At 57.2% G+C, this 21,735-nt stretch carries 22 protein-coding genes; 18 read left to right on the top strand and 4 right to left on the bottom strand.

The window, feature by feature from the left end; all coding sequences use genetic code 11:
* The first annotated feature begins 130 nt into the window (after positions 1–130).
* The 6 genes from M5C71_RS15875 (at position 131) to M5C71_RS15850 (ending at position 5,056) form a co-directional block, all read left to right on the top strand.
* The gene (locus tag M5C71_RS15875; protein ID WP_103498308.1) at positions 131–955 is read left to right on the top strand and encodes a hypothetical protein; all 825 of its coding nucleotides are present in this window, start codon (positions 131–133) and stop codon (positions 953–955) included.
* A 167-nt stretch (positions 956–1,122) separates the two neighbouring features.
* The gene (locus M5C71_RS15870; protein WP_248768210.1) at positions 1,123–1,764 is read left to right on the top strand and encodes a hypothetical protein; all 642 of its coding nucleotides are present in this window, start codon (positions 1,123–1,125) and stop codon (positions 1,762–1,764) included.
* A 408-nt stretch (positions 1,765–2,172) separates the two neighbouring features.
* Complete coding sequence (locus M5C71_RS15865) at positions 2,173–2,394, top strand: hypothetical protein (protein ID WP_177101786.1); 222 nt, start codon at positions 2,173–2,175, stop codon at positions 2,392–2,394.
* Between the two features lie 90 nt (positions 2,395–2,484).
* Positions 2,485–3,135 carry a hypothetical protein gene (locus M5C71_RS15860; protein ID WP_248768209.1) on the top strand — a complete coding sequence of 217 codons (651 nt, stop codon included), beginning with the start codon at positions 2,485–2,487 and terminating at the stop codon, positions 3,133–3,135.
* Between the two features lie 315 nt (positions 3,136–3,450).
* Positions 3,451–4,206: a hypothetical protein gene (locus tag M5C71_RS15855; protein ID WP_248768208.1), complete on the top strand. Its 756-nt coding sequence runs from the start codon at positions 3,451–3,453 to the stop codon at positions 4,204–4,206.
* Between the two features lie 223 nt (positions 4,207–4,429).
* Positions 4,430–5,056 carry a hypothetical protein gene (locus M5C71_RS15850; protein ID WP_248768207.1) on the top strand — a complete coding sequence of 209 codons (627 nt, stop codon included), beginning with the start codon at positions 4,430–4,432 and terminating at the stop codon, positions 5,054–5,056.
* Positions 5,057–5,216: 160 nt separating this feature from the next.
* Here M5C71_RS15850 and M5C71_RS15845 read toward each other — a convergent pair whose 3' ends face one another.
* Entirely contained in the window at positions 5,217–5,453 is a 237-nt protein-coding gene (locus M5C71_RS15845; RefSeq protein WP_248768206.1) for a hypothetical protein, read from the bottom strand.
* Positions 5,422–6,309 (bottom strand): LysR family transcriptional regulator, encoded by an 888-nt coding sequence (locus M5C71_RS15840; protein WP_103498311.1) that lies wholly within the window; start codon positions 6,307–6,309, stop codon positions 5,422–5,424. The genes M5C71_RS15845 and M5C71_RS15840 overlap by 32 nt, the downstream gene beginning before the upstream one ends.
* A 127-nt stretch (positions 6,310–6,436) precedes the next feature.
* Here M5C71_RS15840 and M5C71_RS15835 point away from each other — a divergent pair, with 127 nt between their 5' ends.
* The 3 genes from M5C71_RS15835 to M5C71_RS15825 all read left to right on the top strand — a co-directional run bounded on the left by M5C71_RS15835 (position 6,437) and on the right by M5C71_RS15825 (position 8,685).
* A complete protein-coding gene (locus M5C71_RS15835; protein ID WP_248768205.1) occupies positions 6,437–7,558 on the top strand; it encodes an alkene reductase in 1,122 nt (373 codons plus the stop codon).
* Between the two features lie 94 nt (positions 7,559–7,652).
* Positions 7,653–8,198, top strand: coding sequence for an ester cyclase (locus tag M5C71_RS15830; protein ID WP_103498313.1), 546 nt, complete (start codon positions 7,653–7,655; stop codon positions 8,196–8,198).
* Positions 8,199–8,262: 64 nt separating this feature from the next.
* Positions 8,263–8,685 (top strand): VOC family protein, encoded by a 423-nt coding sequence (locus M5C71_RS15825; RefSeq protein ID WP_248768204.1) that lies wholly within the window; start codon positions 8,263–8,265, stop codon positions 8,683–8,685.
* A 67-nt stretch (positions 8,686–8,752) separates the two neighbouring features.
* Here the strand turns inward: M5C71_RS15825 and M5C71_RS15820 are convergent, their stop codons facing one another.
* A complete protein-coding gene (locus tag M5C71_RS15820) occupies positions 8,753–9,718 on the bottom strand; it encodes a Dyp-type peroxidase (protein ID WP_248768203.1) in 966 nt (321 codons plus the stop codon).
* Positions 9,719–9,872: 154 nt separating this feature from the next.
* Here M5C71_RS15820 and M5C71_RS15815 point away from each other — a divergent pair, with 154 nt between their 5' ends.
* The gene (locus M5C71_RS15815; RefSeq protein WP_103498316.1) at positions 9,873–10,073 is read left to right on the top strand and encodes a hypothetical protein; all 201 of its coding nucleotides are present in this window, start codon (positions 9,873–9,875) and stop codon (positions 10,071–10,073) included.
* 163 nt (positions 10,074–10,236) lie between these two features.
* Here M5C71_RS15815 and M5C71_RS15810 read toward each other — a convergent pair whose 3' ends face one another.
* Positions 10,237–11,157: a MurR/RpiR family transcriptional regulator gene (locus tag M5C71_RS15810; protein ID WP_100941621.1), complete on the bottom strand. Its 921-nt coding sequence runs from the start codon at positions 11,155–11,157 to the stop codon at positions 10,237–10,239.
* A gap of 280 nt (positions 11,158–11,437) precedes the next feature.
* Between M5C71_RS15810 and iolC the strand changes: the two genes are divergently transcribed.
* From iolC to M5C71_RS15770, 8 genes are all read left to right on the top strand, one after another.
* Positions 11,438–13,381 carry a 5-dehydro-2-deoxygluconokinase gene (gene iolC, locus M5C71_RS15805; RefSeq protein ID WP_103498317.1) on the top strand — a complete coding sequence of 648 codons (1,944 nt, stop codon included), beginning with the start codon at positions 11,438–11,440 and terminating at the stop codon, positions 13,379–13,381.
* Between the two features lie 67 nt (positions 13,382–13,448).
* A complete protein-coding gene (gene iolE / locus M5C71_RS15800; protein WP_248747708.1) occupies positions 13,449–14,342 on the top strand; it encodes a myo-inosose-2 dehydratase in 894 nt (297 codons plus the stop codon).
* Positions 14,339–15,148, top strand: coding sequence for a 5-deoxy-glucuronate isomerase (gene iolB / locus M5C71_RS15795; RefSeq protein ID WP_103498319.1), 810 nt, complete (start codon positions 14,339–14,341; stop codon positions 15,146–15,148). The genes iolE and iolB overlap by 4 nt, the downstream gene beginning before the upstream one ends.
* A gap of 40 nt (positions 15,149–15,188) precedes the next feature.
* Entirely contained in the window at positions 15,189–16,691 is a 1,503-nt protein-coding gene (locus tag M5C71_RS15790) for a CoA-acylating methylmalonate-semialdehyde dehydrogenase (RefSeq protein ID WP_248747707.1), read from the top strand.
* A gap of 35 nt (positions 16,692–16,726) precedes the next feature.
* A complete protein-coding gene (locus M5C71_RS15785) occupies positions 16,727–17,557 on the top strand; it encodes a TIM barrel protein (protein WP_103498321.1) in 831 nt (276 codons plus the stop codon).
* Entirely contained in the window at positions 17,554–19,485 is a 1,932-nt protein-coding gene (iolD, locus tag M5C71_RS15780; RefSeq protein ID WP_248768202.1) for a 3D-(3,5/4)-trihydroxycyclohexane-1,2-dione acylhydrolase (decyclizing), read from the top strand. The genes M5C71_RS15785 and iolD overlap by 4 nt, the downstream gene beginning before the upstream one ends.
* A 42-nt stretch (positions 19,486–19,527) precedes the next feature.
* On the top strand, positions 19,528–20,538 hold the full coding sequence (locus tag M5C71_RS15775; protein WP_248768201.1) for a Gfo/Idh/MocA family oxidoreductase: 1,011 nt from the start codon (positions 19,528–19,530) through the stop codon (positions 20,536–20,538).
* A gap of 226 nt (positions 20,539–20,764) precedes the next feature.
* Positions 20,765–21,691 (top strand): sugar ABC transporter substrate-binding protein, encoded by a 927-nt coding sequence (locus M5C71_RS15770; RefSeq protein ID WP_248768200.1) that lies wholly within the window; start codon positions 20,765–20,767, stop codon positions 21,689–21,691.
* Positions 21,692–21,735 lie beyond the last annotated feature (44 nt).

Here is a 21,735-nt window from a genome sequence, read left to right as displayed (position 1 = left end):
GTCGCGGCCAACAAATGTGCAAACGACAACATTTTGAATTCGGTGGCGATCAAGGCCGAGCAGCGCTCGGCGCATTCAGAGCTGCTGATAGCGGGTTGGTTATTGGAATATTTAAATAGAGGGAAATAGTTTGAAAGTTAATGAAATAGCAGTTTTTGCAGTCACTGCAGCTTTGTGCACGACGGCATTCGCCGGAACAGATGATATAAAAGCATCGAATAATCAGTTTGACGTTCAGGCTATTTCCACGAAAGTCGATTATAAGGAAACCACCAAAGGACGATTTGGCAGTCCTGTCGGAACCTTCGCTACGGAAAACGGCACTGTCCACGGTTTTGCCTTGTCTTTTTCCATGATGAAGGACGTGCTGCTGGATAACGACTATCTTCAATTTCAGTACAGCAAGAACAACGGAAATACCGGGTATAAGGGGACGCTCCAGTCAAGCGGGAAATACGGTTCTGCCGTCGGACAGTCTAGCGCAAACATTTCCGACTATAGTCTGCGCTGGGGAAAAGGTTTTGCGCTTGATGGGGCGTTCATGGTCACTCCTTACGGCGAGCTTGGCCGGCATGAATGGCAGCGCGGCGTTAATTTCGGCGAAACCTATACCCATAGTTGGTATGGCGCCGGCACACTTGTCCAATACTCGCCATTTTCCCGTTTGGTATTTACCGCCAATGCCCTGGTTGGACGCACGTTCGCGTCAGACGTTGATGTGAGTGGCCCTCGTGGCTTTTCTGCTGGGCTTGGAGATTCCAATCTGTATAAGGCCGGTTTATCCGCAGATTATGCATTCACGAAAAATCTTCATGGGAATGTGGGTGTCGATTACACGTCTTTCAAATATGGCATCAGTTCTGCGCATAATATTTCAAGCACTGCGGTGGCGTTGGAGCCAAGCAGTCAGACCGATGAGACGACCCTGAAGATTGGGGTTGGCTACGCTTTTTGAGTATGAAGCGCAGGCGTGTCAGATGTTTTCATTTTTAAGTAGAAAAAATAGACATTAGACAATCGAAAGAGGCCAGTATGTTTTCAAAGGGGCGCGCCACGAAAATAAAGTGTGCTCCATTTTTTTTGGATGTCTATGTTTTCTACTTGGGAGAGGTGCCTGTCATCATGGCGTTTCGTTTGAGGAATGTTCCTGCGGACTATCCGAATGTACCATGGTTTAATTCGGCTCCGATATGTGGTTGTATTTCTGTTCTTGTTGTTTTTTATGCGGTTTGTGGGGTCTATTTTCCGTCCCTGACTAAGGTGTTGGATTTTTTTATAGGTCCTGTGGTGAGCGGTCTTGATAGCGTGGGTGTGAAAATCGCTCCCGTTATCACCGGCCCTTTCAATGTGACACTGTATAGAAATTTGAGTGGAATAGCATTTGTTGGGGCCTTGATATATAACTTCGTTTCTGTGCTTTATATGATAAAGCATAAAAGGGCCGCTGGGATAGGGTGTGTGGAAACCCACGCGCTTCTGATGAAAAGAAAACAATGGGGTGTAGTGAAGGCTTGGCTGGTGTTACATTTTTATGTTTATGTCGGTGTTGCTTTTTTTATGGCGTTTGGGACCTTTGGTCTGCTGAACGGTGTCTACCACTGGGCAGTATTCGGTACTGAGAAAAATGACATTTTGGAAATGTGCCTTGTATCTCTGTACTTCTTCTTTTTAGGCATGACACCTGCGTATTTTTACTCGCTGTATTTTAAATATATTGTGTTTGATGTGCGCTATTTATTAAGGAAATGTCGAGCCGACACCTAGTCTACATGTTTCCTTTTTTGCCAAGGAAAGCTATGAGAAAATCAAGCTTAATAAGCCGCTAGGATACATTATTGGGTTTTTGTTTTTTCTCATCGTCTTTATGATCCCGTTTTTTCTTCCGTTTATTGGAGATTCTCGCAATCCTCTTATGAATCAAATGAGTTGTTTTTTACCCCTGCGGTTATTGGCTTGGGGCACGACAGCGATAATCCCATTTGCCTTAGGGTGGTCTGTCGGTTGCACTTATCAACGATTTATTGTTAGCAGAAAATACTGAAGGGGCGCGGGTTTGCCAGCCTCAGAGAGCGGCAAGCCGAGCATCGAGCGTATCAAGAAACACCTTCGTCTTGCTCGGCGTAAAGCATCTGGAAGGCAGCAGGGCGTAGATCGGCGCAGGAGCGCTGTGTCATGTCGATTTCGCAGGATGCGGTGAAGGATGACAAGTTGGGATTGATTTATCCGGCTCGGATTCAGTTCGGTGCGCATGTTATTGTGGCGGATGGCAAGGATGTTTCGTTGGAATCGGGTATGTCGAGTTCGGTGGAGATCAAGACCGAGCAGAGAGGGATTATTGAGTATTTGTTGACACCGTTGTTGAAGTGTCAGCGTGAGGCATTGGGGGAGCGCTAATTGAGAAAAAGCAGTGTGCATTGCGTTGGCCGGTTGAGCCCGCTGCGGCCATATTTTATGGCAGTACTTTATTAAAAAGGAACCAAGATAATGGACCTGCCTATTACTCCAGCCCCCGAAGCGGGGCGTCCGATAAAGCCTATTCCTTGGTTTCGAACCGGGCCCTTTGTGCTGATTAGTTCAGCTACGATTACTGTTTATGCATTGTTGGGTAATTTTTCTCCGTATTATAGAGCTGTTGTGGATGTTTTTATAAGTCCGATAATTGATAGTCTGGGGTGGGCTTTTCTGAATATTCGAACCTCGCCTATGAGTGGGGAGCTTGACCCTATTTACTATCGTAATTTGATGGGGTTGTGTGTGCTCTTTAGCGCTTTGTATAACATTGCATCTGCTTTGTACATGGTTAAGGTTAAAAAAGTAGCGGCTGCAAGTTGCGAAGAGGCACATCGGAATATGATGATTATGAGAGGGGTGAGTGCTAGAAAGGCTTGGGTGTTATTGCATTTGGGTGGGTATTTCGTGGTTGGGGGGGTTGCAGCTCTTACCACGTTTTCTTTTTTGAATAGTATGTTTGGTTGGTTGGAATTTCAGCCTTCAAGGTATGATATGTTGCTTACTTTGATTGTCTGCTTGGCATTCATTTTGCCGTCAAGTATTTGTGTGGCGATGTGGTCGATTGTTGGGCAGCTTGTTTTTTTTGATTTTCGGAAAATTTTTGAATTTATTGTAAAAAAATAGGGAGTTTAGTCATGGCGAAAAAAACAGCTTTCGATACTTTTCGGTGGAAGTTCACAGCACCTGGAACCGGGATGTCGAGTTCGGTGGAGATCAAGACCGAGCAACGACGGATTATTGAATATTTGTTGACGCCGTTGTTGAAGTATCAGAGTGAGGCGTTGAGAGAAAGGTAAATTCGATATTTGGGTTTCCCATGAGCGCTTTTCTTATTTTTTCTAGACGGGTGATGAAATGTTAAGTTGGATTGGGGCTGTGCCGAGATTTCGCAAGAAAAATGCTTTTATTTTTTGTTAAACCCAAAAGGAAGTCTCTGATGTGTTGCCTTTTTCTTGCAACAACTGCTTTGCAAGCCGGAATCATTATCGACCAAGAAGGAAATTTCAGCATGAAAATTCGTACGCGGCTGAAAAAATTTTTGGCAAACTCGCTATGACGCAAATTGTGCCTAGCTCATCCGCAGGAGAACTTCGTGAACAGTGGTTTGACGCTACTCCAATATATGTGGCTTTTCCTGTCCTTATAGTATTTTATGCGTTTTCAGGATTTTATTTTCATCGATTAAATGGAGTTATGAACGAGTTCCTTACTCCCCTAATTGATGGGCTTGGCTTCATTGGAATAAAGATCGCCCCCATCTTGGTAGGACCATTTGACGAAATCTTTTTAACAAACCTTAGCGGATTATCTTTTCTCGGTGCCGCCACATATAATCTCGCCTCAATTATATATATAATAAAAAATAAAAGATTTGCCGGGCTAAGTTGTATTGAAACCCATGCATTGCTAATGAAGCGAAAGCAATGGGAGGCAAAAAAAGCGTGGATAATGCTGCATTTAAACATATATATTGGCGTAAACGCTATCGTAGTATTTATTGTATTGTGCTTTCTGAATAGCATATTCCACTGGCAAGTTTTTACGATAGCTAGCAACGGAATACTAACGGCATGCTTAGTATCAGTATATTTTTGTTTCTCGGGTATGATGCCAGTTTATCTGTTCTCTGTGGTTTTAAGGTTTGTAGTGTTTGATGTTTCTTACATTTTTAAAGAAAAGCAAACTAATCGGTAATATGGACACAATCATAATCAAAGGTGCGTTTTTAGGAGAAATAGCGGCGTTAAGTCAAGATGCTAAAGCAGCAGGCAATGCCGGAAATTACCTTTTTTGTAGGAAAAGGAACAGCTTTTGTTTTTAGAAGGGGTGTACCACAAAGATAAATCTGTGCCAGTTATGGTCGCGTTTTGCATTTTGAAAATTTAATGTTCTGATTGGCTAATGATGAGTAAGTATCATGAGCGACAATGAAAAGAAACTGTCTTGGCTTTCTGCGTTCGATATGATGTTGAATGGGACGGCTTTAGGGCTTGGGAACAATCACTGGGCAAAATCATTGTGGTTGAAGTTTGCGATAGTGTTTATGGTTGTAGGGCCCATGTTTGAATGTATCGATGCTCAAGATTACGCGGGTGCTATGCCGCCAGAAGCTCCGATGATTAAAACGACAGGCACGTTCATACGCTATATCGGTTATGCTGGCGTTAAGGAAGTGTCATATATCCAGTTTAACGCTGATAACGGCATGACGTATCGTACTCAGCATTCTGTTGTCCCTGCGGAGCTTGATGACTTAGGGGGGTTAAAGTCACCCATTAAAGTATATGTTGAAGGGTTTCTTCTAAAAGATGGAGGAGGGCCGTTTTATCCCCTTAAGTTAACCACTCTCAATGGGGTTGACTTGGCGTCGCCGGATAAGCTGATGAAGTCGCTTTTAATAGGTAGAAATCCATTTTACATTAAAAAAGTAGAAGCGCTTTTCTTTATAGCTCTCGTTCTATGGGGGTTTTCGTTTTTTTATGCCAATCAATTAAGGCGTTTTGATTCAAAGAGGCGTGACAAGGTCCGAAATGCCAAAGGTTGATACAGTTGGCGTTAGCTTGTGGGCCGAGTCATCGCTCCTTTGATACCCCGCCTGGTCGCGATGGTCGGCGGTTGAAATGTCTACTCGACACTTCGGGGGAGCAATTATAGGGTGACATTCAAACCCCTTATTCTCGCTCTGGATCCCTTGGTTTTACTCATCAGCTGCTGGCCAGGGGGCGTGTCATCAACGCCTCGAACAATACGACGATTGCCGCTGCCGACTTGTTTGCCGTGAAACAAGGCAAGGAAACACTGTGTGCCACCGCACTGGTGACGATGCGCAATATTCCCCTCAAGGGCTGAAGCGTTTGCTGGCTGGTTAAAGCCTTTGAGATCGGCAACACCCCTACGGGTTTGCCGGCCTCAGAGAGCGGCAAGCCGAGCACCAAGCGCATCCAGGAACACCTTCGTCTTGCTCGGCGTAAAGCGCCGGGAAGGCAGCAGGGCGTAGATCGGCGCAGAAGCGCTGTGCCAGCCACGCAGGATATGCACCAGGCGACCTGCCGCCAGGTCGTCTGCCACATCGACACTGGATTTGAGCATGATCCCGTGGCCATCAATCGCCCAGTCGCGCACGGCATCCCCGCTGTTGGCGTGCAGCCGTGAGCGCGGCTGCAGCTCAATCACTTCGTTTCCTGGACCTTCCAGGCGCCAGGGCAGGGACGGGTCGTCGTAGCGCAGACACCCATGACGCTCCAGATCCCGAATACGCTCAGGCTCCCCATGACGTTCGAGATAGGCGGGCGCAGCCACCAGAATCCGGCGATTGTCAGCCAGCTTGCGCAGGATCGCAGTGCTATCCCGAGGTTGGCCGATACGCACCGCGACATCGATCCGTTCGTACGTCAGATCGATCAGGCGGTCGTCGAGCCTGAGTTCGATATCCAGCTTGGGATGGCGCTCGACCAGCTCGGCGACCAAGGGCACCAGGTGAATACGCCCGAAAGAAATGGGTGAACTGACCCGGAGCATGCCGAATGGCTCTTCACCACCCATCGTCATGCGTGACTCCGCCGCCTCCAATTCCTCGAGTATCCGATCAACGTGAACCATCAGGGCCAAGCCCTCATTGGTCGCCGACAGTGTTCGTGTGGTCCGGTTGATCAGCCGTTGTCCTGCTCGTCGTTCCAGTGCCATGAGCCGTTTGCTGACCACCGCCAGCCCTACACCCAGATCACGAGCCGCCGCTGACAGGCTGCCGCAGACCAGGATCCGTTGGAAGGTACGCAGCTCGTTGAGGTCGTCCAACATACTATCAACCCTTGTTCAATAATCTATCTACCAATAGCCGCATTCTAATCCTAAAGGCAAGAGGCAACACTTCACACACCGGATCAGAAAACCTCTGTTCATCCCATCCCTTGTTTGGAGCCTTGCCATGACTGCTGACTCAGCCCTGTTCACACCGACACTTGTAGGCGAACAATCCGTCCCTCACCGCGTCGTGATGGCGCCGATGACACGCGCCCGCAGCACCCAGCCGGGTGACATCCCCAATGCGCTGAACGCCCGTTACTATGCACAGCGGGCGTCGGCGGCCCTGATCGTCTCGGAGGCGGCGCAGATCTCGCCGCAAGGCAAGGGCTACTCCTTTACTCCGGGGATTCATAGCCAGGATCAGGTGGCCGGATGGCGCTTGATCACCGATGCCGTACATGCCGCGGGTGGGCGCATCTTTCTGCAGCTTTGGCATGTCGGCCGGATATCCCATCCCGATTTCCACAACGGCGAGTTGCCGGTGGCGCCTTCGGCGGTTCCCTTCGAAGCCAAGATCTGGAAGGTGAATCCTGCGACTGGTCTGGGCGAGATGGTGGATTGCCCGACACCGCGTGCGTTGGCCAAAGAAGAAATCCACGGCATCGTCAACGACTTCCGCATCGCCGCGCGCAACGCCATGGACGCGGGCTTCGACGGTGTCGAGATTCACGGTGCGAACGGCTACCTCGTCGACCAGTTTCTGCGCACTACCGCCAATACCCGAACCGATGAATACGGCGGCTCGCGGGAGAACAGGCTGCGTTTCCTCAAGGAAGTGGTCAGTGCCGTTGCAGAGGAAGTGGGGGCTGAACGCACGGCCATTCGCCTGGCTCCCTTCCTGACCGCACGCGGTATGGACTGCCCCGATATTCTGCCGACGATCCTTGAGGCCACTGCGTTCCTGCAAACGCTGGGCATTGCCTACCTGCATCTGGTCGAGGCCGATTGGGAAGACGCGCCGCAGTTCACCGAAGCGTTCCGGGCCGATATCCGGGCGCGTTTCCAACGGCCCATCATCGTTGCCGGCAAGTACGATCTGAAGCGGGCCAATTGGGTCATCGACAAGGGGTACGCCGATCTGGTCGCCTTTGGCCGTCCTTTCGTTGCCAACCCTGACCTGCCAAGACGCCTGCTGGAAAATCTCCCCCTGGCCGAGTTTGCCGGCGACACGCTGTTCGGCGGTGACGAGCGCGGTTACTCGGACTATCCCGCGTGGCCGGCGTACAACGACGCTATTGCCTGATACAGGCACAAAAAAACGCCTCCCGTGGGGGAGCGCGTGAGGGACTGAATCGTCACGGTCTCGCGTGTTTACCCTTTATCAAGGAATCCTGATCATGCAACAACGTTCCAACCTGTTTCGTTTCCGCGTCGCGACCGTGTTCTTCACCCTGGCACTGTCGGGCGCCGTATCTGCCGCGCCCGTGGAGTTGGTGAAGCCCGGCGTCCTGGTCGTAGACAAGAGTCTTGCGCCCGCGCAACTGAAGATCATGGAAACCGCCGCCCGACGTTATGACACGTTCTGGAATACCGGCGACGAAACCTTCGCCCGTGAAGCGCTGGCGGGCAACTTTATCGACAAGACCCCGCCTGCCGGCCGTAAGCAGGGGCCGGAGGGGCCCTTGCTGGCCTCACGGGCGTTTCGTGGCGCGGTGCCTGACCTCCGTTGCGAGGTCGAGCAAATGATCATCGCCGGCGACCGGGTGGTGGCTCACCTGCATTTTCGCGGACACTTCACCGGCACCTTTGGCAAGATCAACGGCAGCGGTCAAACCGTGGATTTCATCGCTACCGATATCTACCAGATTGAAAACGGCAAGATCACCGCAAACTGGCACATCGAAGATAACCTCGCGCTGATGAAGCAACTGGGGGCGTTATGAAGGGCAGAGTGATGGGGGCATCAATGAGCGGAATATTTATCAATCGATCAGCAGGGTGCCGAGCATGACGATTCAACATCTCGATCACTTCACGCTGCGCACCGCCAAAGTCGCTGAGACAGTGGCGTTCTTTCGTGATGCTATCGGGCTCGAGGAGGGCTGGCGTCCTGCATTCCCATTCCCGGGCAGTTGGCTCTACTCGGCGGGCCGCCCACTGTTGCATATTGCCAACCTGGAAAGCCGTGGCGCGGAGCTTGACGCCTATCTTGGAACCCGCGCCGTTGCAGCGGGCTCGGGTGCGCTTGATCACGTCGCGTTCCGCTGCAGCGACCTGCAGAGTCATCGGCAACGCCTGCTTGACCTGGGCTTGCGCTTCAGTGAGCGTGTGGTGCCCGACCTCTTGGAACATCAGGTGTTCGTGGAGGATCCGAATGGCGTAAAAGTCGAGCTGATTTTTGCATGCCCGGCCCATAGCCCTGGGATTTGAGGTTTCCTCTCTCGGGCGGTCGTGATGCATCCTTGAGCGTCGGGTGCAGGATGCATCCTCGCACGGCCTACGGTTTGCGCTCTGCCAGCTCCTCCAGCAGATCGGCGGAAGGCACAAAGAACAGGCCGCCGGTGACCGCAGTGCTGAAATCCAGCAGGCGATCATAGTTGCCCGCCGGCCTGCCGACGAACATGTTCTCGAGCATCTGCTCGACGGGGGCGGGGGAGCGCGCATAGCCGATGAAATAGGTGCCGAACTCGCCCGCGCCAGGCCGGCCAAAGGGCATGTTGTCGCGCAGGATCTTCACTTCCTGGCCGCCTTCGTCGAGGGTGGTCAGTGAACTGTGGGAGCAGCTCGGCTTGACCGACTCATCAAGTTCGATATCGGACAGTTTGGTGCGGCCGATAATACGTTCCTGCGCCTCGACGGTCAGTCCGTTCCACGCCGTCATATTGTGCAGGTACTTTTGCACCAGCACATAACTGCCGTTGGTAAACGCCGGGTCTTCATCGCCGACCATGGTGAAGTCGACCGCCTCGTGACCGGCCGGGTTTTCCGTGCCGTCGACAAAGCCGACCATGCTGCGCATATCGAAATAACGAAAGCCCTGGACTTCATCGACCACCGTGATCGCATCGCCAAGATGGGTGAGCAATTGCGTGGCCAACTCGAAACACAGGTCCATCTGATCGGCGCGGATATGCAGCAGGATATCGCCGGGTGTCGCGACCGCTCGCCGGCCCTCGACGCCCATCTCGCGAAAGGCGTGCAGCGAGGCCGGGCGTGGGCCGCCGAACAAACGGTCCCAGGCGCTGGAGCCAAAACCGCAGACACAGGACAGATTGCCGGCGGGCACACGCTTGCCGACGGACCGCGTCAGGGCGGCGACATCTTCGCACCAGCCGCGCACCTTCTCGGCCGCCTCGCTGCCGGGGGCCAAGGTGGCGACGATGAATATCGCGCTGCTGGTGATGGGGCTATAGACCGCTTGCGGGTCAGGCTTGCGCTCGGCCGATGGCGAAAGGATTGTCATTGAAGGCTCCACAGGCTGCGGGACAGGTTTGAAAGAGTGGAAAATAGCAGATTGCGGTTCTGAGGCTACAATCGAGTGAAGAGCGCGCAAACGCAGTGGAGAAAACCCAGGCGCAGCCGATACACTGCTGTCCTGATTTCTCGAGTGCGTTTCGATGACCCTCACCGACGCTGTCCTCATCCTCCTGCTGGCGGCCCGTATCCATGGTACGGATGAAGCCGTGCGGGCATCGGCCAAGAGCTGTGTAAAGAAACTGCCCCGTGGCAAGCGCGAGTTGATCTACAACGTGATCAACAGCCGCAGCCCGATGGAGATGGTGGCGTTAATGGCCGAGAACCTGCAGCTGGACGACTAGGCTCTGTACGGAAACTGCCTGCGCGACGATCATGCTGCGTTAAAAACAGGCTCGGAATGCTCATTTAGTGGACTAAACTCCGCTTCCTCGCCTGTTTTTGCCTTGCCTGATCGCCGCTCGGCGAGTTTTCGTACAGACCCTAGGCAACCTGGTCGCTGCCGGGCTAGTCGTCGAAGCCGACCTGCTCGTGAATCCCGTCCACCTTCAATTCCAGTCGATAGGCCACGGCGATAAACAGCGCCTGGCACAGGCACAGGCTCGCGCTCAAGGAACGGAAGGCGAACGAGCTGCCCTCATTGACCAGCAGCGCCGTGCTGGCGCGCTTGACCAGCGGCGACAGGTTGCTGTCGGTAATGGTCAGGGTCTTCGCCTGGTGCAATTGCGCGATCCGCAGGCACTGCTGGGTTTCCTTGGCGTACGGCGAGAAGCTGATGGCAATCACCAGGTCGTTGGCGCGCACGCTGCGCATCTGTTCGCGGTAGCTGCCGCCCAGACCCGAAACCAGGTGAATACGCTTGTTGGTGTGCTGCAGGTTGTAGACCAGGTAATCGGCCACCGCGAATGAGCGACGCACTCCCACCACATAGATGTTGTCGGCATTCACCACCAGGTCCACGGCGGCGTCGAATGCCTGGTCGTCCAGTTCCAGGCCCAGGCGTTCGATACCCGACAGCGTGGCATTGATGCATTCGCGCGCCAGGTCGGCGGCGCTGGCTTTCTGCGACTTGTTGTCGATCAGGCTGCGAATCCGCTGCTGGTAGTTCTGTGCCGGTGTGGTCTTGTGGGTATAGGCCTGGCGAAACAACGCCTGCATTTCACTGAAACCGCTGAAACCGAAACGCTGGGAAAAACGCACGATGGCCGAGGGATGCACTTCGCATTCCTGGGCGATATCGCTGATGCGGTCGACCATGATCCGGTCGCTCTGCTGGCTCATATAGGTGGCGATGCGCTTGAGCTGGCGTGGCAGGCTTTCGTATTCCTCGGTGATCAGCTGCAGCAGGCGTTCGGCATTGATCGGAGGGCTGGCGATATCGCCCTCGGGTGCGCTGTCGGTCATGGCCGGCTGATCGGTGCGGGACATAGAAAATCCTTCTGGTGTGTGCTTGTGGCTGGGTAGCTGCGCCTAGTCTACAGGGGCGACGCCAATAAAATCTTGAGTGCGGAGTCAGGTAGAGCGATGCTGAAACGATCCACCTTGTAGGCTCCGTCCCATTCGAGTGTAATGGAAAATATATTCCATATAAAAAATAATAGAAAATATATTGAATCTCGCCCTGAGACGTTCTAGTCTGGCCTCACACCAAAAGTGTTCGTGCCTTCATCGCGGCGAACGCAGGCTGATAAAAATAACAGGAGCCAGCATGGGCCAGACTCGTTTTGCCAGTGGGCGTCAATTGGATCTGATCTGCCTCGGGCGCCTTGGCGTCGACCTCTATGCGCAGCAAGTCGGGGCGCGACTGGAGGATGTCTCGAGCTTTGCCAAATACCTCGGCGGGTCCTCCGCCAACATCGCTTTCGGCACCGCCCGCCTGGGGGTGAAGTCGGCGATGTTGAGTCGGGTAGGGGACGACCATATGGGGCGCTTCCTGGTCGAATCCCTGGCCCGTGAAGGTTGCGACACCCGCGGTATCAAGGTAGACCCGGAACGTCTGACCGCCATGGTGCTGCTCGGTCTCAAGGACCGCGAAACCTTCCCTCTGGTGTTCTACCGCGAGAACTGCGCCGACATGGCCCTGCGCGCCGAAGACATCCGCGAGGACTTCGTTGCCTCCAGCAAGGCCTTGCTGATCACCGGCACTCACTTCTCCACCGCCGGGGTCTACAAGGCCAGTATCCAGGCCCTGGACTACGCGGAAAAACACAACGTCCGGCGCGTGCTCGATATCGATTACCGCCCGGTGCTCTGGGGGCTGACCGGCAAGGCCGACGGCGAAACCCGTTTTGTCGCCGACCAGCAGGTCAGCCAACATGTGCAAGCCATCCTTCCACGCTTCGACCTGATTGTGGGCACTGAAGAGGAGTTCCTGATCGCCGGTGGCAGCCAGGACTTGCTCACGGCACTGCGCACCGTGCGCGGGCTGACCGCCGCGACCCTGGTGGTCAAGCTCGGCGCACAAGGCTGCACGGTGATTCACGGGCCGATTCCGGCGCGGCTCGAAGACGGTGCCATTTATCCGGGCGTACGGGTCGAAGTGCTCAACGTGCTGGGCGCCGGCGATGCCTTTATGTCGGGTTTCCTCTGCGGTTGGCTGGAGGAGGCCAGCGATGAACGCTGCTGCCAACTGGCCAATGCCTGTGGCGGTCTGGTGGTGTCACGGCATGCCTGCGCCCCGGCGATGCCGACCCGCGCCGAACTCGATTACCTGTTCAACAGCCCGGTGCCGATCACCCGGCCCGACCAGGACATGACCCTGCAACGCCTGCATCAGGTCAGTGTGCCGCGCAAAGCCTGGCGGCAACTGTTTATCTTTGCCTTCGACCATCGCGGGCAACTGGTGGAACTGGCCCATAAGGGCGGCCGTGACCTCAATAGCATCGGTGAGCTCAAGCTGCTGTTTATCAAGGCTGTGGAGCGGGTCGAGGCCGAGCTGCGTCAACAGGGGATCGAGGCGGACGTCGGTCTGCTGGCCGATCAGCGCTTTGGCCAGGATTCCTTGAACGCCGCCACCGGTCGTGGCTGGTGGGTGGCGCGTCCGGTGGAAGTCCAGGGTTCCCGGCCGCTGGCCTTCGAACAGGGCCGCTCCATCGGCAGCAACCTGATTGCCTGGCCCCAGGAGCAGATCATCAAGTGCCTGGTGCAATTCCATCCGGATGACGAGCCGATGCTGCGTCTGGAACAGGAAGCGCAGATCAAGGCGCTGTACCAGGCGTCGCAGGTCAGCGGCCATGAGTTGCTGCTGGAAATCATCCCGCCCAAGGATCATCCATCGACCTACCCCGATGTGCTGTATCGCGCCCTCAAGCGCCTCTACAACCTGGATATCTACCCGGCCTGGTGGAAGATCGAAGCGCAAAGCGCCGCCGAATGGGAACAACTCGATGCCCTGATCCAGGAGCGCGATCCCTATTGCCGAGGCGTGGTGCTGCTGGGCCTGAACGCGCCGGCCGCGACCTTGGCGCAAGGTTTCCAGCAGGCCAGCCGGAGCCGGACTTGCCGGGGCTTTGCCGTCGGCCGGACGATTTTCCAGGAACCCAGCCGGGCCTGGATGGCCGGTGAAATCGATGATGAAGCCTTGATCCAGCAGGTGCAGGCGACGTTTGTCGGTCTGATCGACGCTTGGCGTTCGGCGCGTAACGGTTTGTAGGCACCAGGCTTTGACGACAACGGGTGCGATTTTCAACGGTATATAGAAAACAATAAAAGGTGCAGCCATGCCCGCTATCCGAATTGGCATCAACCCGATCTCCTGGAGTAACGACGACCTGCCTTCCCTCGGCGGCGAGACACCGCTGAGCACCGCCCTGAGCGAAGGCAAGGCCATCGGCTACGAAGGGTTCGAGCTCAACGGCAAATTTCCCAAGGACGCCAAGGGCGTCGGCGATGTGCTGCGGCCGTACGACCTGGCACTGGTCTCCGGCTGGTACTCCAGCCGCCTGGCCCGGCGTTCGGCGGCCGAGGAAATCGACGCCATCGCCAGCCATGTCGAGTTGCTTGCCCAGAACGGCGCCAAGGTGCTGGTCTACGGCGAAGTCGCCGACTCCATTCAAGGCCAGCGCATTGCGCTGGTGGAGCGCCCACGGTTTCACAGTGAACAGGCCTGGCAGGAATACGCCGACAAACTCACCGAGCTGGCGCGCTTCACTCTGTCCCATGGCGTGCGCCTGGCCTATCACCACCATATGGGCGCCTACGTCGAGTCGCCGGCCGACATCGATAAATTGATGGCGCTGACCGGCAACGAAGTCGGCCTGCTGTTCGATTCGGGCCATTGCTACATGGGCGGCGGCGAGCCGCTGGAGGTGCTGCGCAAACATATCGGGCGGATCTGCCACGTGCATTTCAAGGACGTGCGCAAACCGGTGGTGCAACTGGCGCGCAACAACCTCTGGAGTTTCCCGGACTGCATCGTCAACGGCACCTTCACCGTGCCCGGCGACGGCGATATCGACTTTGCCGCGCTGCTGGATGTGTTGCTGGCCGCCGATTATCACGGTTGGCTGGTGGTCGAGGCCGAACAGGACCCGGCTGTCGCACCGAGCTATATCTACGCCAAGAAAGGCTTCGACACCTTGCGTGGTTTGCTCGACCGGAGGACCGGACAATGAGCCTGCTGGTCAAGAGTCACGCCAAGGGCCGGACCCTGGTCGAATTGGCGCCCGGTGTCCTGGAATATGTCGGCTTCGCCGCCTATCGCCTGAGCCTGGGGGAAAACCTGCCGGTCAGCGCCGGTGATAAGGAGCTGTGCCTGGTGCTGCTTGGCGGTCGGGTCAGCATCAAGGGCGAAGCGCCGGGGCAGGGCGCCTTTGACTGGGACAATATCGGCGATCGCCAGTCGGTGTTCGAAGATAAGTCCCCCTATGCAGTCTACCTGCCGCCCGGCAGCCAGGCCCAGGTGGTGGCCTTGAGCGATGTGCAGATTGCCGTCTGTGCCGCGCCCGGCTCAACAGCGGCGGGTCATGGCCCACGGCTGATCACCCCGCAGAGCATGAAGCGCAGCGTGCGCGGCAAAGGCGCCAACACCCGTTATGTCTGCGACATCCTGCCGGACACCGAGCCTGCGCACTCGCTGCTGGTGGTGGAAGTGCGCACGCCGTCCGGGCACTCGTCGAGCTACCCGCCGCACAAGCACGACACCGACGACCTGCCGCACCAGAGCTTTCTCGAAGAGACCTATTACCACCAGGTCAATCCGCCCCAGGGCTTCGTCTTTCAGCGTGTCTACACCGATGACCGTTCCATCGACCAGGCCATGGCCGTGGAAAACAGCGACCTGGTGGTGGTGCCCAAGGGGTATCACCCGGTCAGCGTGCCCTACGGCTACGAGTCGTATTACCTGAACGTGATGGCCGGCCCCAAGCGCGTCTGGCAGTTCCATAACGACCCACGGCACAGCTGGTTGCTGGACCTGTAGGTCCGGCGGCATTTCAACTTTCGGATGGAGAATAAAAATAATGAGTGAGGCTCCGGTTTTAGGCCATTACATCAACGGCCAGGTGCGCGACAGCGGTAGCGAGCGTTTCAGCAATGTCTTCAATCCGGCCACCGGCAGCGTGCAGGCGCGGGTCGGGCTGGCCAGCCAGCAGACCGTCGATGACGCCGTCGCCAGTGCCTTGAAGGCGTTCCCGGCCTGGTCCGAGCAGTCGTCCCTGCGCCGCTCGCGGGTAATGTTCAAGTTCAAGGAACTGCTGGATAAACATCACGATGAACTCGCCGAAATCATCTGCCGGGAACATGGCAAGGTGTTTTCCGACGCCAAGGGTGAAGTCACCCGGGGTATCGAGATCGTCGAATACGCCTGCGGCGCGCCGAATCTGCTGAAAACCGATTTCAGCGACAATATCGGCGGTGGCATCGACAACTGGAACCTGCGCCAGCCCCTGGGCGTCTGCGCTGGGGTCACGCCGTTCAACTTCCCGGTGATGGTGCCGTTGTGGATGATCCCGCTGGCACTGGTCACCGGTAACTGCTTTATCCTCAAACCCTCCGAGCGCGACCCGTCGGCCAGTCTGTTGATGGCCCGTCTGTTGACCGAAGCCGGCCTGCCGGACGGCGTATTCAATGTGGTGCAGGGCGACAAACTGGCGGTCGACGCCTTGCTCCAGCACCCGGATATCGAGGCCATTTCCTTTGTCGGCTCGACGCCGATTGCCGAGTACATCCACCAGCAGGCCACGGCGCGGGGCAAGCGGGTCCAGGCCCTGGGCGGGGCGAAGAACCATATGATCGTGATGCCCGACGCCGACCTGGACCAGGCCGCCGATGCCTTGATCGGCGCCGCCTACGGTTCGGCCGGCGAACGCTGCATGGCGATCTCGATTGCCGTGGCGGTGGGCGAGGTCGGCGATGAGCTGATTGCCCGACTGCTGCCGCGTATCGATCAACTGAAGATCGGCAACGGCATGCAGGGCGACAGCGACATGGGGCCGCTGGTGACCGCCGAACACAAGGCCAAGGTCGAAGGCTTTATCGGCGAGGGCGTGGCCCAGGGCGCGCGGCTGATTGTCGACGGTCGCGGCTTCAAGGTGCCGGGTGCGGAAAACGGCTTCTTCGTCGGCGCCACGCTGTTCGACAACGTCACCACCGAAATGAGCATCTACCAGCAGGAAATCTTCGGCCCGGTGCTGGGGATCGTGCGGGTGTCGGACTTTGCCAGCGCCGTGGCGTTGATCAATGCCCACGAGTTCGGCAATGGCGTGTCCTGTTTCACCAGTGACGGCGGGATTGCCCGCTCCTTTGCCCGCAGCATCAAGGTCGGCATGGTCGGCATCAACGTACCGATCCCGGTGCCCATGGCCTGGCACTCGTTCGGCGGCTGGAAGCGCTCGTTGTTCGGCGACCACCATGCCTACGGCGACGAAGGCCTGCGTTTCTACAGCCGGTACAAGAGCGTGATGCAGCGCTGGCCGGACAGCATCGCCAAAGGCCCTGAATTCAGCATGCCCACCGCCAAGTAGGCGATCTTCATCTTTGTCCGCGGAGAACAAGAATAATGAACCAGCCCCTGCGTTTCGCCCTGAACCGTATGGTTGCCCCACGTTTGTCACTGCCGCAATTCATTGAACTGGCGGTGGCCCTGAAGGCCGATGCCATCGAGATCCGCAACGATCTCATGGGTGTCGAGATCGAAGATGGCACACCGGCCGTGCGGGTCCGCGAGTTGTGCGCGGCCCACGGCATCAAGGTGCTGTCGATCAACGCCCTGTACCCCTTTGATGTCTGGAATGCCGAGCGCCGTGCGCAGACCCTGGCGCTGGCGGCCTATGCCCGTGATTGCGGGGCCGAGGGCCTGGTGATGTGCCCGTTCAATGATCGCGACGATCCACGCTCGGAAGCACAACGCAACGCCGGGTTGCGTACGGCCTTGAGCGAACTGGCGCCGATTCTGCGTGAGTACGGGATTCTCGGTTTTATCGAACCCCTGGGTTTCGAAGAGTGCGCATTGCGGCGCAAGCGCACGGCGGTGGAGGCGATCAAGGCGATTGGCGGGCTGGATGTGTTCCGCCTGGTGCATGACACCTTTCATCATCACCTGGCCGGCGAACAGGAATACTTCCCCGAGCTGACCGGCCTGGTGCATATCTCCGGGGTCGAGGACGCGCAAGCTCCGCTGGCGACCATCCGTGACGGCCATCGGGTGCTGGTGGGCGAGGCCGATATCCTCGGCAACGCGGCGCAGATCGAAGCCTTGCGCAGCAGCGGTTACAACGGCTACCTGTCGTTCGAACCCTTTGCCGAAAGCGTGCATGGGCGGGCGGATATCCAGCAGGCCCTGGGCGCGAGCATGGTCCATCTTCAACAGGCATTGGCGGTGCAAGCATGACCACGACCCGACTGACCATGGCCCAGGCGCTGGTGAAATTCCTCGATAACCAGTACGTCGAGGTCGATGGGGTGCAAAGCAAGTTTGTCGCCGGGGTCTTCACCATCTTCGGCCACGGCAATGTGCTCGGCCTCGGTCAGGCCCTGGAGCAGGACAGCGGCGACCTGGTGGTCCACCAGGGCCGCAACGAGCAGGGCATGGCCCATGCGGCCATCGGCTTTGCCAAGCAGCACCTGCGGCGGAAAATCTACGCCTGCACCTCGTCGGTCGGCCCCGGCGCGGCGAATATGCTCACCGCCGCCGCGACGGCGACCGCCAACCGTATTCCCTTGCTGCTGCTGCCCGGCGATGTCTATGCCAGCCGCCAGCCGGACCCGGTGCTGCAACAGATCGAACAGTTCCACGACCTGAGCATCAGCACCAACGATGCGTTCAAGGCCGTCAGCAAATACTGGGACCGCATCAATCGTCCGGAACAGTTGATGAGCGCGGCGATCCACGCCATGCGGGTACTCACTGATCCTGCGGAAACCGGCGCGGTAACCCTGGCCTTGCCCCAGGACGTCCAGGCCGAAGCCTATGACTACCCCGATTATTTCCTGCAAAAGCGCGTGCACCGCATCGACCGCCGTCCGGCCACCGAGGCCATGCTCGGCGACGCCGTGGCGCTGCTCAAGGGCAAGCGCAAACCGCTGATCATCTGTGGTGGCGGGGTTCGGTATTCCGGGGCGAATGCGGCGTTGCAAGCCTTTGCCGAACGCTTCGACATTCCTTTCGCCGAGACCCAGGCCGGCAAGAGCGCGGTGGTCTCCAGCCATCCGCTGAACGTCGGCGGCATCGGTGAAACCGGCTGCCTGGCGGCCAACCTGCTGGCCAAGGAAGCCGACCTGATCATCGGCATCGGCACCCGCTACTCGGACTTCACCACCGCGTCGAAATGGCTGTTCCAGCATCCCGAGGTGCAGTTCCTCAACCTCAATGTCAGCCCTTGCGATGCCCTGAAACTCGATGGCGTGCAGGTGCTGGCCGATGCCCGCTCAGCGTTGCAAGCGTTGGGCGAGGCGCTGGGTGATTACCGCGCCGGTTGGGGCGAGCAAATACGCCAGGCCAAGGCCCAGTTGGACGAGGAGGTCGACCGGGTCTATCAGGTCGAATACCAGGCCAAGGATTTCGTCCCGGAAATCAACGACCACATGGACCCGGCGGTGCTGCGCGAGTTTATCGAGCTGACCGGTTCCTGCCTGACCCAGAGCCGGGTGCTCGGTGTGTTGAACGAAACCCTGGCCGATGACGCGGTGATCGTCGCGGCGGCCGGCAGCCTGCCCGGAGACCTGCAACGCAGTTGGCGCAGCAAGGGCGTGAACACCTACCACGTCGAATACGGCTATTCCTGCATGGGCTACGAGGTCAATGCCGCCCTCGGGGTGAAACTCGCGGAACCGGCGCGGGAGGTCTATGCGCTGGTCGGCGACGGCTCCTACATGATGCTGCATTCGGAGCTGGTTACCTCGATCCAGGAGCGGCGCAAGATCAACGTGATCCTGCTCGACAACATGACCTTCGGCTGCATCAATAACCTGCAGATGGAACACGGCATGGACAGCTTCGGCACCGAGTTCCGTTTCCGCGATCCGGCCACCGGCAAGCTCGACGGCGACTTTGTCCCGGTGGACTTTGCCATGAGCGCGGCGGCCTACGGTTGCAAGACCTACAAGGTCAGCACGATCGAGCAGTTGCAGGCGGCCCTGGCCGATGCGCGGTTGCAGACGGTGTCGACGCTAATCGATATCAAGGTCCTGCCCAAGACCATGATTCACAAATACCTGTCCTGGTGGCGGGTCGGCGTGGCGCAAGTCTCCACCAGCGCGCGCACCGATGCCGTGGCCAAAAACCTTAATGAGCAACTGGCCAAGGCGCGTCAGTACTGAGCCCTTGCACCGAACAACAAATACGCCAACAGGAGTTTTCCCATGTCTTTAAAGCTAGGTGTCATCGGCACCGGTGCCATCGGTCAGGATCACATTCGTCGTTGCAGCAAGACCCTGCTCAACAGCCAGGTGGTGGCGGTGACCGACATCAACCTGCAGCAGGCGGCCAAGGTGGTCGCCGACCTGCGACTGACCGCCGAGGTTTACCTGGACGGTCATACGCTGATCAAGGCGCCGGAAGTCGAGGCGATCCTGGTCACCTCCTGGGGGCCGAGCCACGAGGAATTCGTGCTGGCGGCGATTGCGGCCGGCAAGCCGGTGTTCTGCGAGAAGCCGCTGGCGGTCACCGCCGAAGGCTGCCGCAAGATCGTCGCCGCCGAAGTGGCCCACGGCAAGCGCCTGGTGCAGGTCGGTTTCATGCGTCCCTACGATGAAGGTTACCGCGCCCTCAAGGCGGTGATCGACAGCGGCCAGATCGGCGAGCCGTTGATGCTGCATTGCGCCCATCGCAACCCGACCGTGGGCGAGAATTACAAGACCGACATGGCCATCACCGACACCCTGATCCATGAGCTGGACGTGCTGCGCTGGCTGCTGGCCGATGACTACGTGTCGGTGCAGGTGGTGTTCCCGCGCAAGACCAGCAAGGCCCATGCCCACCTGAAGGACCCGCAGATCGTCCTGCTGGAAACCGCCCGGGGTACGCGGATCGACGTCGAGGTCTTCGTCAACTGCCAGTACGGCTATGACATCCAGTGCGAAGTGGTCGGCGAAACCGGCATTGCCAGGTTGCCGGAGCCCTCGCAAGTGCAACTGCGCAGCGGTGCCAAACTCTCCAACGCGATCCTGATGGATTGGAAAGACCGCTTTATCGCCGCCTATGACGTCGAGCTGCAGGCGTTTATCGATGGCGTGCGTGCCGGTCAGGTCGGCGGCCCGTCGGCGTGGGACGGCCTGGCGGCGGCGGTGGCGGCGGATGCCTGCATCGAAGCCCAGGGCAGCGGGGCGATTGTCCGGATCGGGCTGCCGGAACGCCCGCACTTCTACGGCTAAGGCAACGAATCGAACCGGATGATGCTTGAGCGCGTCGCCCGCGAGCTTTGCCAGTAAGGCCCAAAGATGAAAAAGAAAATAAATTTCTAAAACAGATTGATATGGAAATTATTTTCCAATAAAGTCAATTTCAGGTTGTCGACTGCTGACGATCGTTCGCTTGCCGGTCACTGAAAGAGTCACGTTTGATCCATAAAACCAACAAGAATGTGGAGAAAGACTTTTCATGAAAACCAAGATCCGTTTCACTTCCCTTGCCTTGTCCCTGATGCTCGCCAGCGGTGCCGCCTTCGCCGACATGAAGATTGGCGTGAGCATGTCGCAGTTCGATGACACCTGGCTGACCTACCTGCGTGAATCCATGGACCAGAAAGCCAAGTCCATGCCCGACGGTGTGAAACTGCAGTTCGAAGACGCCCGTGGCGATGTGGTCAAGCAACTGAGCCAGGTGGAAAGCTTCGTCAGCCAGAAGGTCGACGCCATCATCGTCAACCCGGTGGACACTGCCGCCACCAGGAAAATCACCGATGCGGCGGTCAAGGCGGGGATTCCCCTGGTCTACGTCAACCGCCGGCCGGATGATCTGAACCTGCCCAAGGGCGTGACCACCGTCGCTTCCAACGACCTCGAAGCCGGGCAGATGCAGATGCAGTACCTCGCCGAGAAAATGAACGGCAAGGGCGACATCGTGATCCTCCTCGGTGACCTCGCCAACAACTCCACCACCAACCGTACCAAGGGCGTCAAGGACGTCCTGGCCAAGTACCCGAACATCAAGGTCGAGCAGGAGCAGACCGGTACCTGGTCGCGGGACAAAGGCATGACCCTGGTCAACGACTGGCTGACCCAGGGCCGCAAATTCGATGCCGTGGTCGCCAACAACGACGAGATGGCCATCGGCGCGTCCATGGCGCTGGAGCAGGCCGGGGTGAAAAAGGGTAGTGTACTGATTGCCGGTGTCGACGGTACCCCCGATGGCCTGCGTGCGGTGACAAAAGGCGATATGACGGTCTCGGTGTTCCAGGATGCCAAGGGCCAGGCGGTCGGTTCCCTCGACGCCGCGGTGAAGATGGCCAAGCATGAGCCGGTCGAACAGGCGGTGTGGGTGCCGTATCGCCTGATCACTCCGCAAAACGTTGCTCAGTTCAAATAGTCAGTCCGTTCAATAACAACAATAAACAAGCAAGGTCGCACTGC

It is taken from the genome of Pseudomonas sp. MWU12-2345 (assembly GCF_023242385.1).
Lineage (GTDB): Bacteria > Pseudomonadota > Gammaproteobacteria > Pseudomonadales > Pseudomonadaceae > Aquipseudomonas > Aquipseudomonas gingeri_D.
The sequence above is the reverse complement of the archived record's forward strand: the minus strand, read 5'-3'. Positions and strand labels throughout refer to the sequence as shown.

Bases quoted from the DNA above. Each gene is read 5' to 3' on its own strand.
- M5C71_RS15870 (WP_248768210.1), top strand. From the start codon at position 1,123: ATGGCGTTTCGTTTGAGGAATGTTCCTGCGGACTATCCGAATGTACCA.
- M5C71_RS15865 (WP_177101786.1), top strand. From the start codon at position 2,173: ATGTCGATTTCGCAGGATGCGGTGAAGGATGACAAGTTGGGATTGATT.
- M5C71_RS15860 (WP_248768209.1), top strand. From the start codon at position 2,485: ATGGACCTGCCTATTACTCCAGCCCCCGAAGCGGGGCGTCCGATAAAG.
- M5C71_RS15850 (WP_248768207.1), top strand. From the start codon at position 4,430: ATGAGCGACAATGAAAAGAAACTGTCTTGGCTTTCTGCGTTCGATATG.
- M5C71_RS15845 (WP_248768206.1), bottom strand. From the start codon at position 5,453: ATGCGCTTGGTGCTCGGCTTGCCGCTCTCTGAGGCCGGCAAACCCGTA.
- M5C71_RS15840 (WP_103498311.1), bottom strand. From the start codon at position 6,309: ATGTTGGACGACCTCAACGAGCTGCGTACCTTCCAACGGATCCTGGTC.
- M5C71_RS15835 (WP_248768205.1), top strand. From the start codon at position 6,437: ATGACTGCTGACTCAGCCCTGTTCACACCGACACTTGTAGGCGAACAA.
- M5C71_RS15830 (WP_103498313.1), top strand. From the start codon at position 7,653: ATGCAACAACGTTCCAACCTGTTTCGTTTCCGCGTCGCGACCGTGTTC.
- M5C71_RS15825 (WP_248768204.1), top strand. From the start codon at position 8,263: ATGACGATTCAACATCTCGATCACTTCACGCTGCGCACCGCCAAAGTC.
- M5C71_RS15820 (WP_248768203.1), bottom strand. From the start codon at position 9,718: ATGACAATCCTTTCGCCATCGGCCGAGCGCAAGCCTGACCCGCAAGCG.
- M5C71_RS15815 (WP_103498316.1), top strand. From the start codon at position 9,873: ATGACCCTCACCGACGCTGTCCTCATCCTCCTGCTGGCGGCCCGTATC.
- M5C71_RS15810 (WP_100941621.1), bottom strand. From the start codon at position 11,157: ATGTCCCGCACCGATCAGCCGGCCATGACCGACAGCGCACCCGAGGGC.
- iolC (WP_103498317.1), top strand. From the start codon at position 11,438: ATGGGCCAGACTCGTTTTGCCAGTGGGCGTCAATTGGATCTGATCTGC.
- iolE (WP_248747708.1), top strand. From the start codon at position 13,449: ATGCCCGCTATCCGAATTGGCATCAACCCGATCTCCTGGAGTAACGAC.
- iolB (WP_103498319.1), top strand. From the start codon at position 14,339: ATGAGCCTGCTGGTCAAGAGTCACGCCAAGGGCCGGACCCTGGTCGAA.
- M5C71_RS15790 (WP_248747707.1), top strand. From the start codon at position 15,189: ATGAGTGAGGCTCCGGTTTTAGGCCATTACATCAACGGCCAGGTGCGC.
- M5C71_RS15785 (WP_103498321.1), top strand. From the start codon at position 16,727: ATGAACCAGCCCCTGCGTTTCGCCCTGAACCGTATGGTTGCCCCACGT.
- iolD (WP_248768202.1), top strand. From the start codon at position 17,554: ATGACCACGACCCGACTGACCATGGCCCAGGCGCTGGTGAAATTCCTC.
- M5C71_RS15775 (WP_248768201.1), top strand. From the start codon at position 19,528: ATGTCTTTAAAGCTAGGTGTCATCGGCACCGGTGCCATCGGTCAGGAT.
- M5C71_RS15770 (WP_248768200.1), top strand. From the start codon at position 20,765: ATGAAAACCAAGATCCGTTTCACTTCCCTTGCCTTGTCCCTGATGCTC.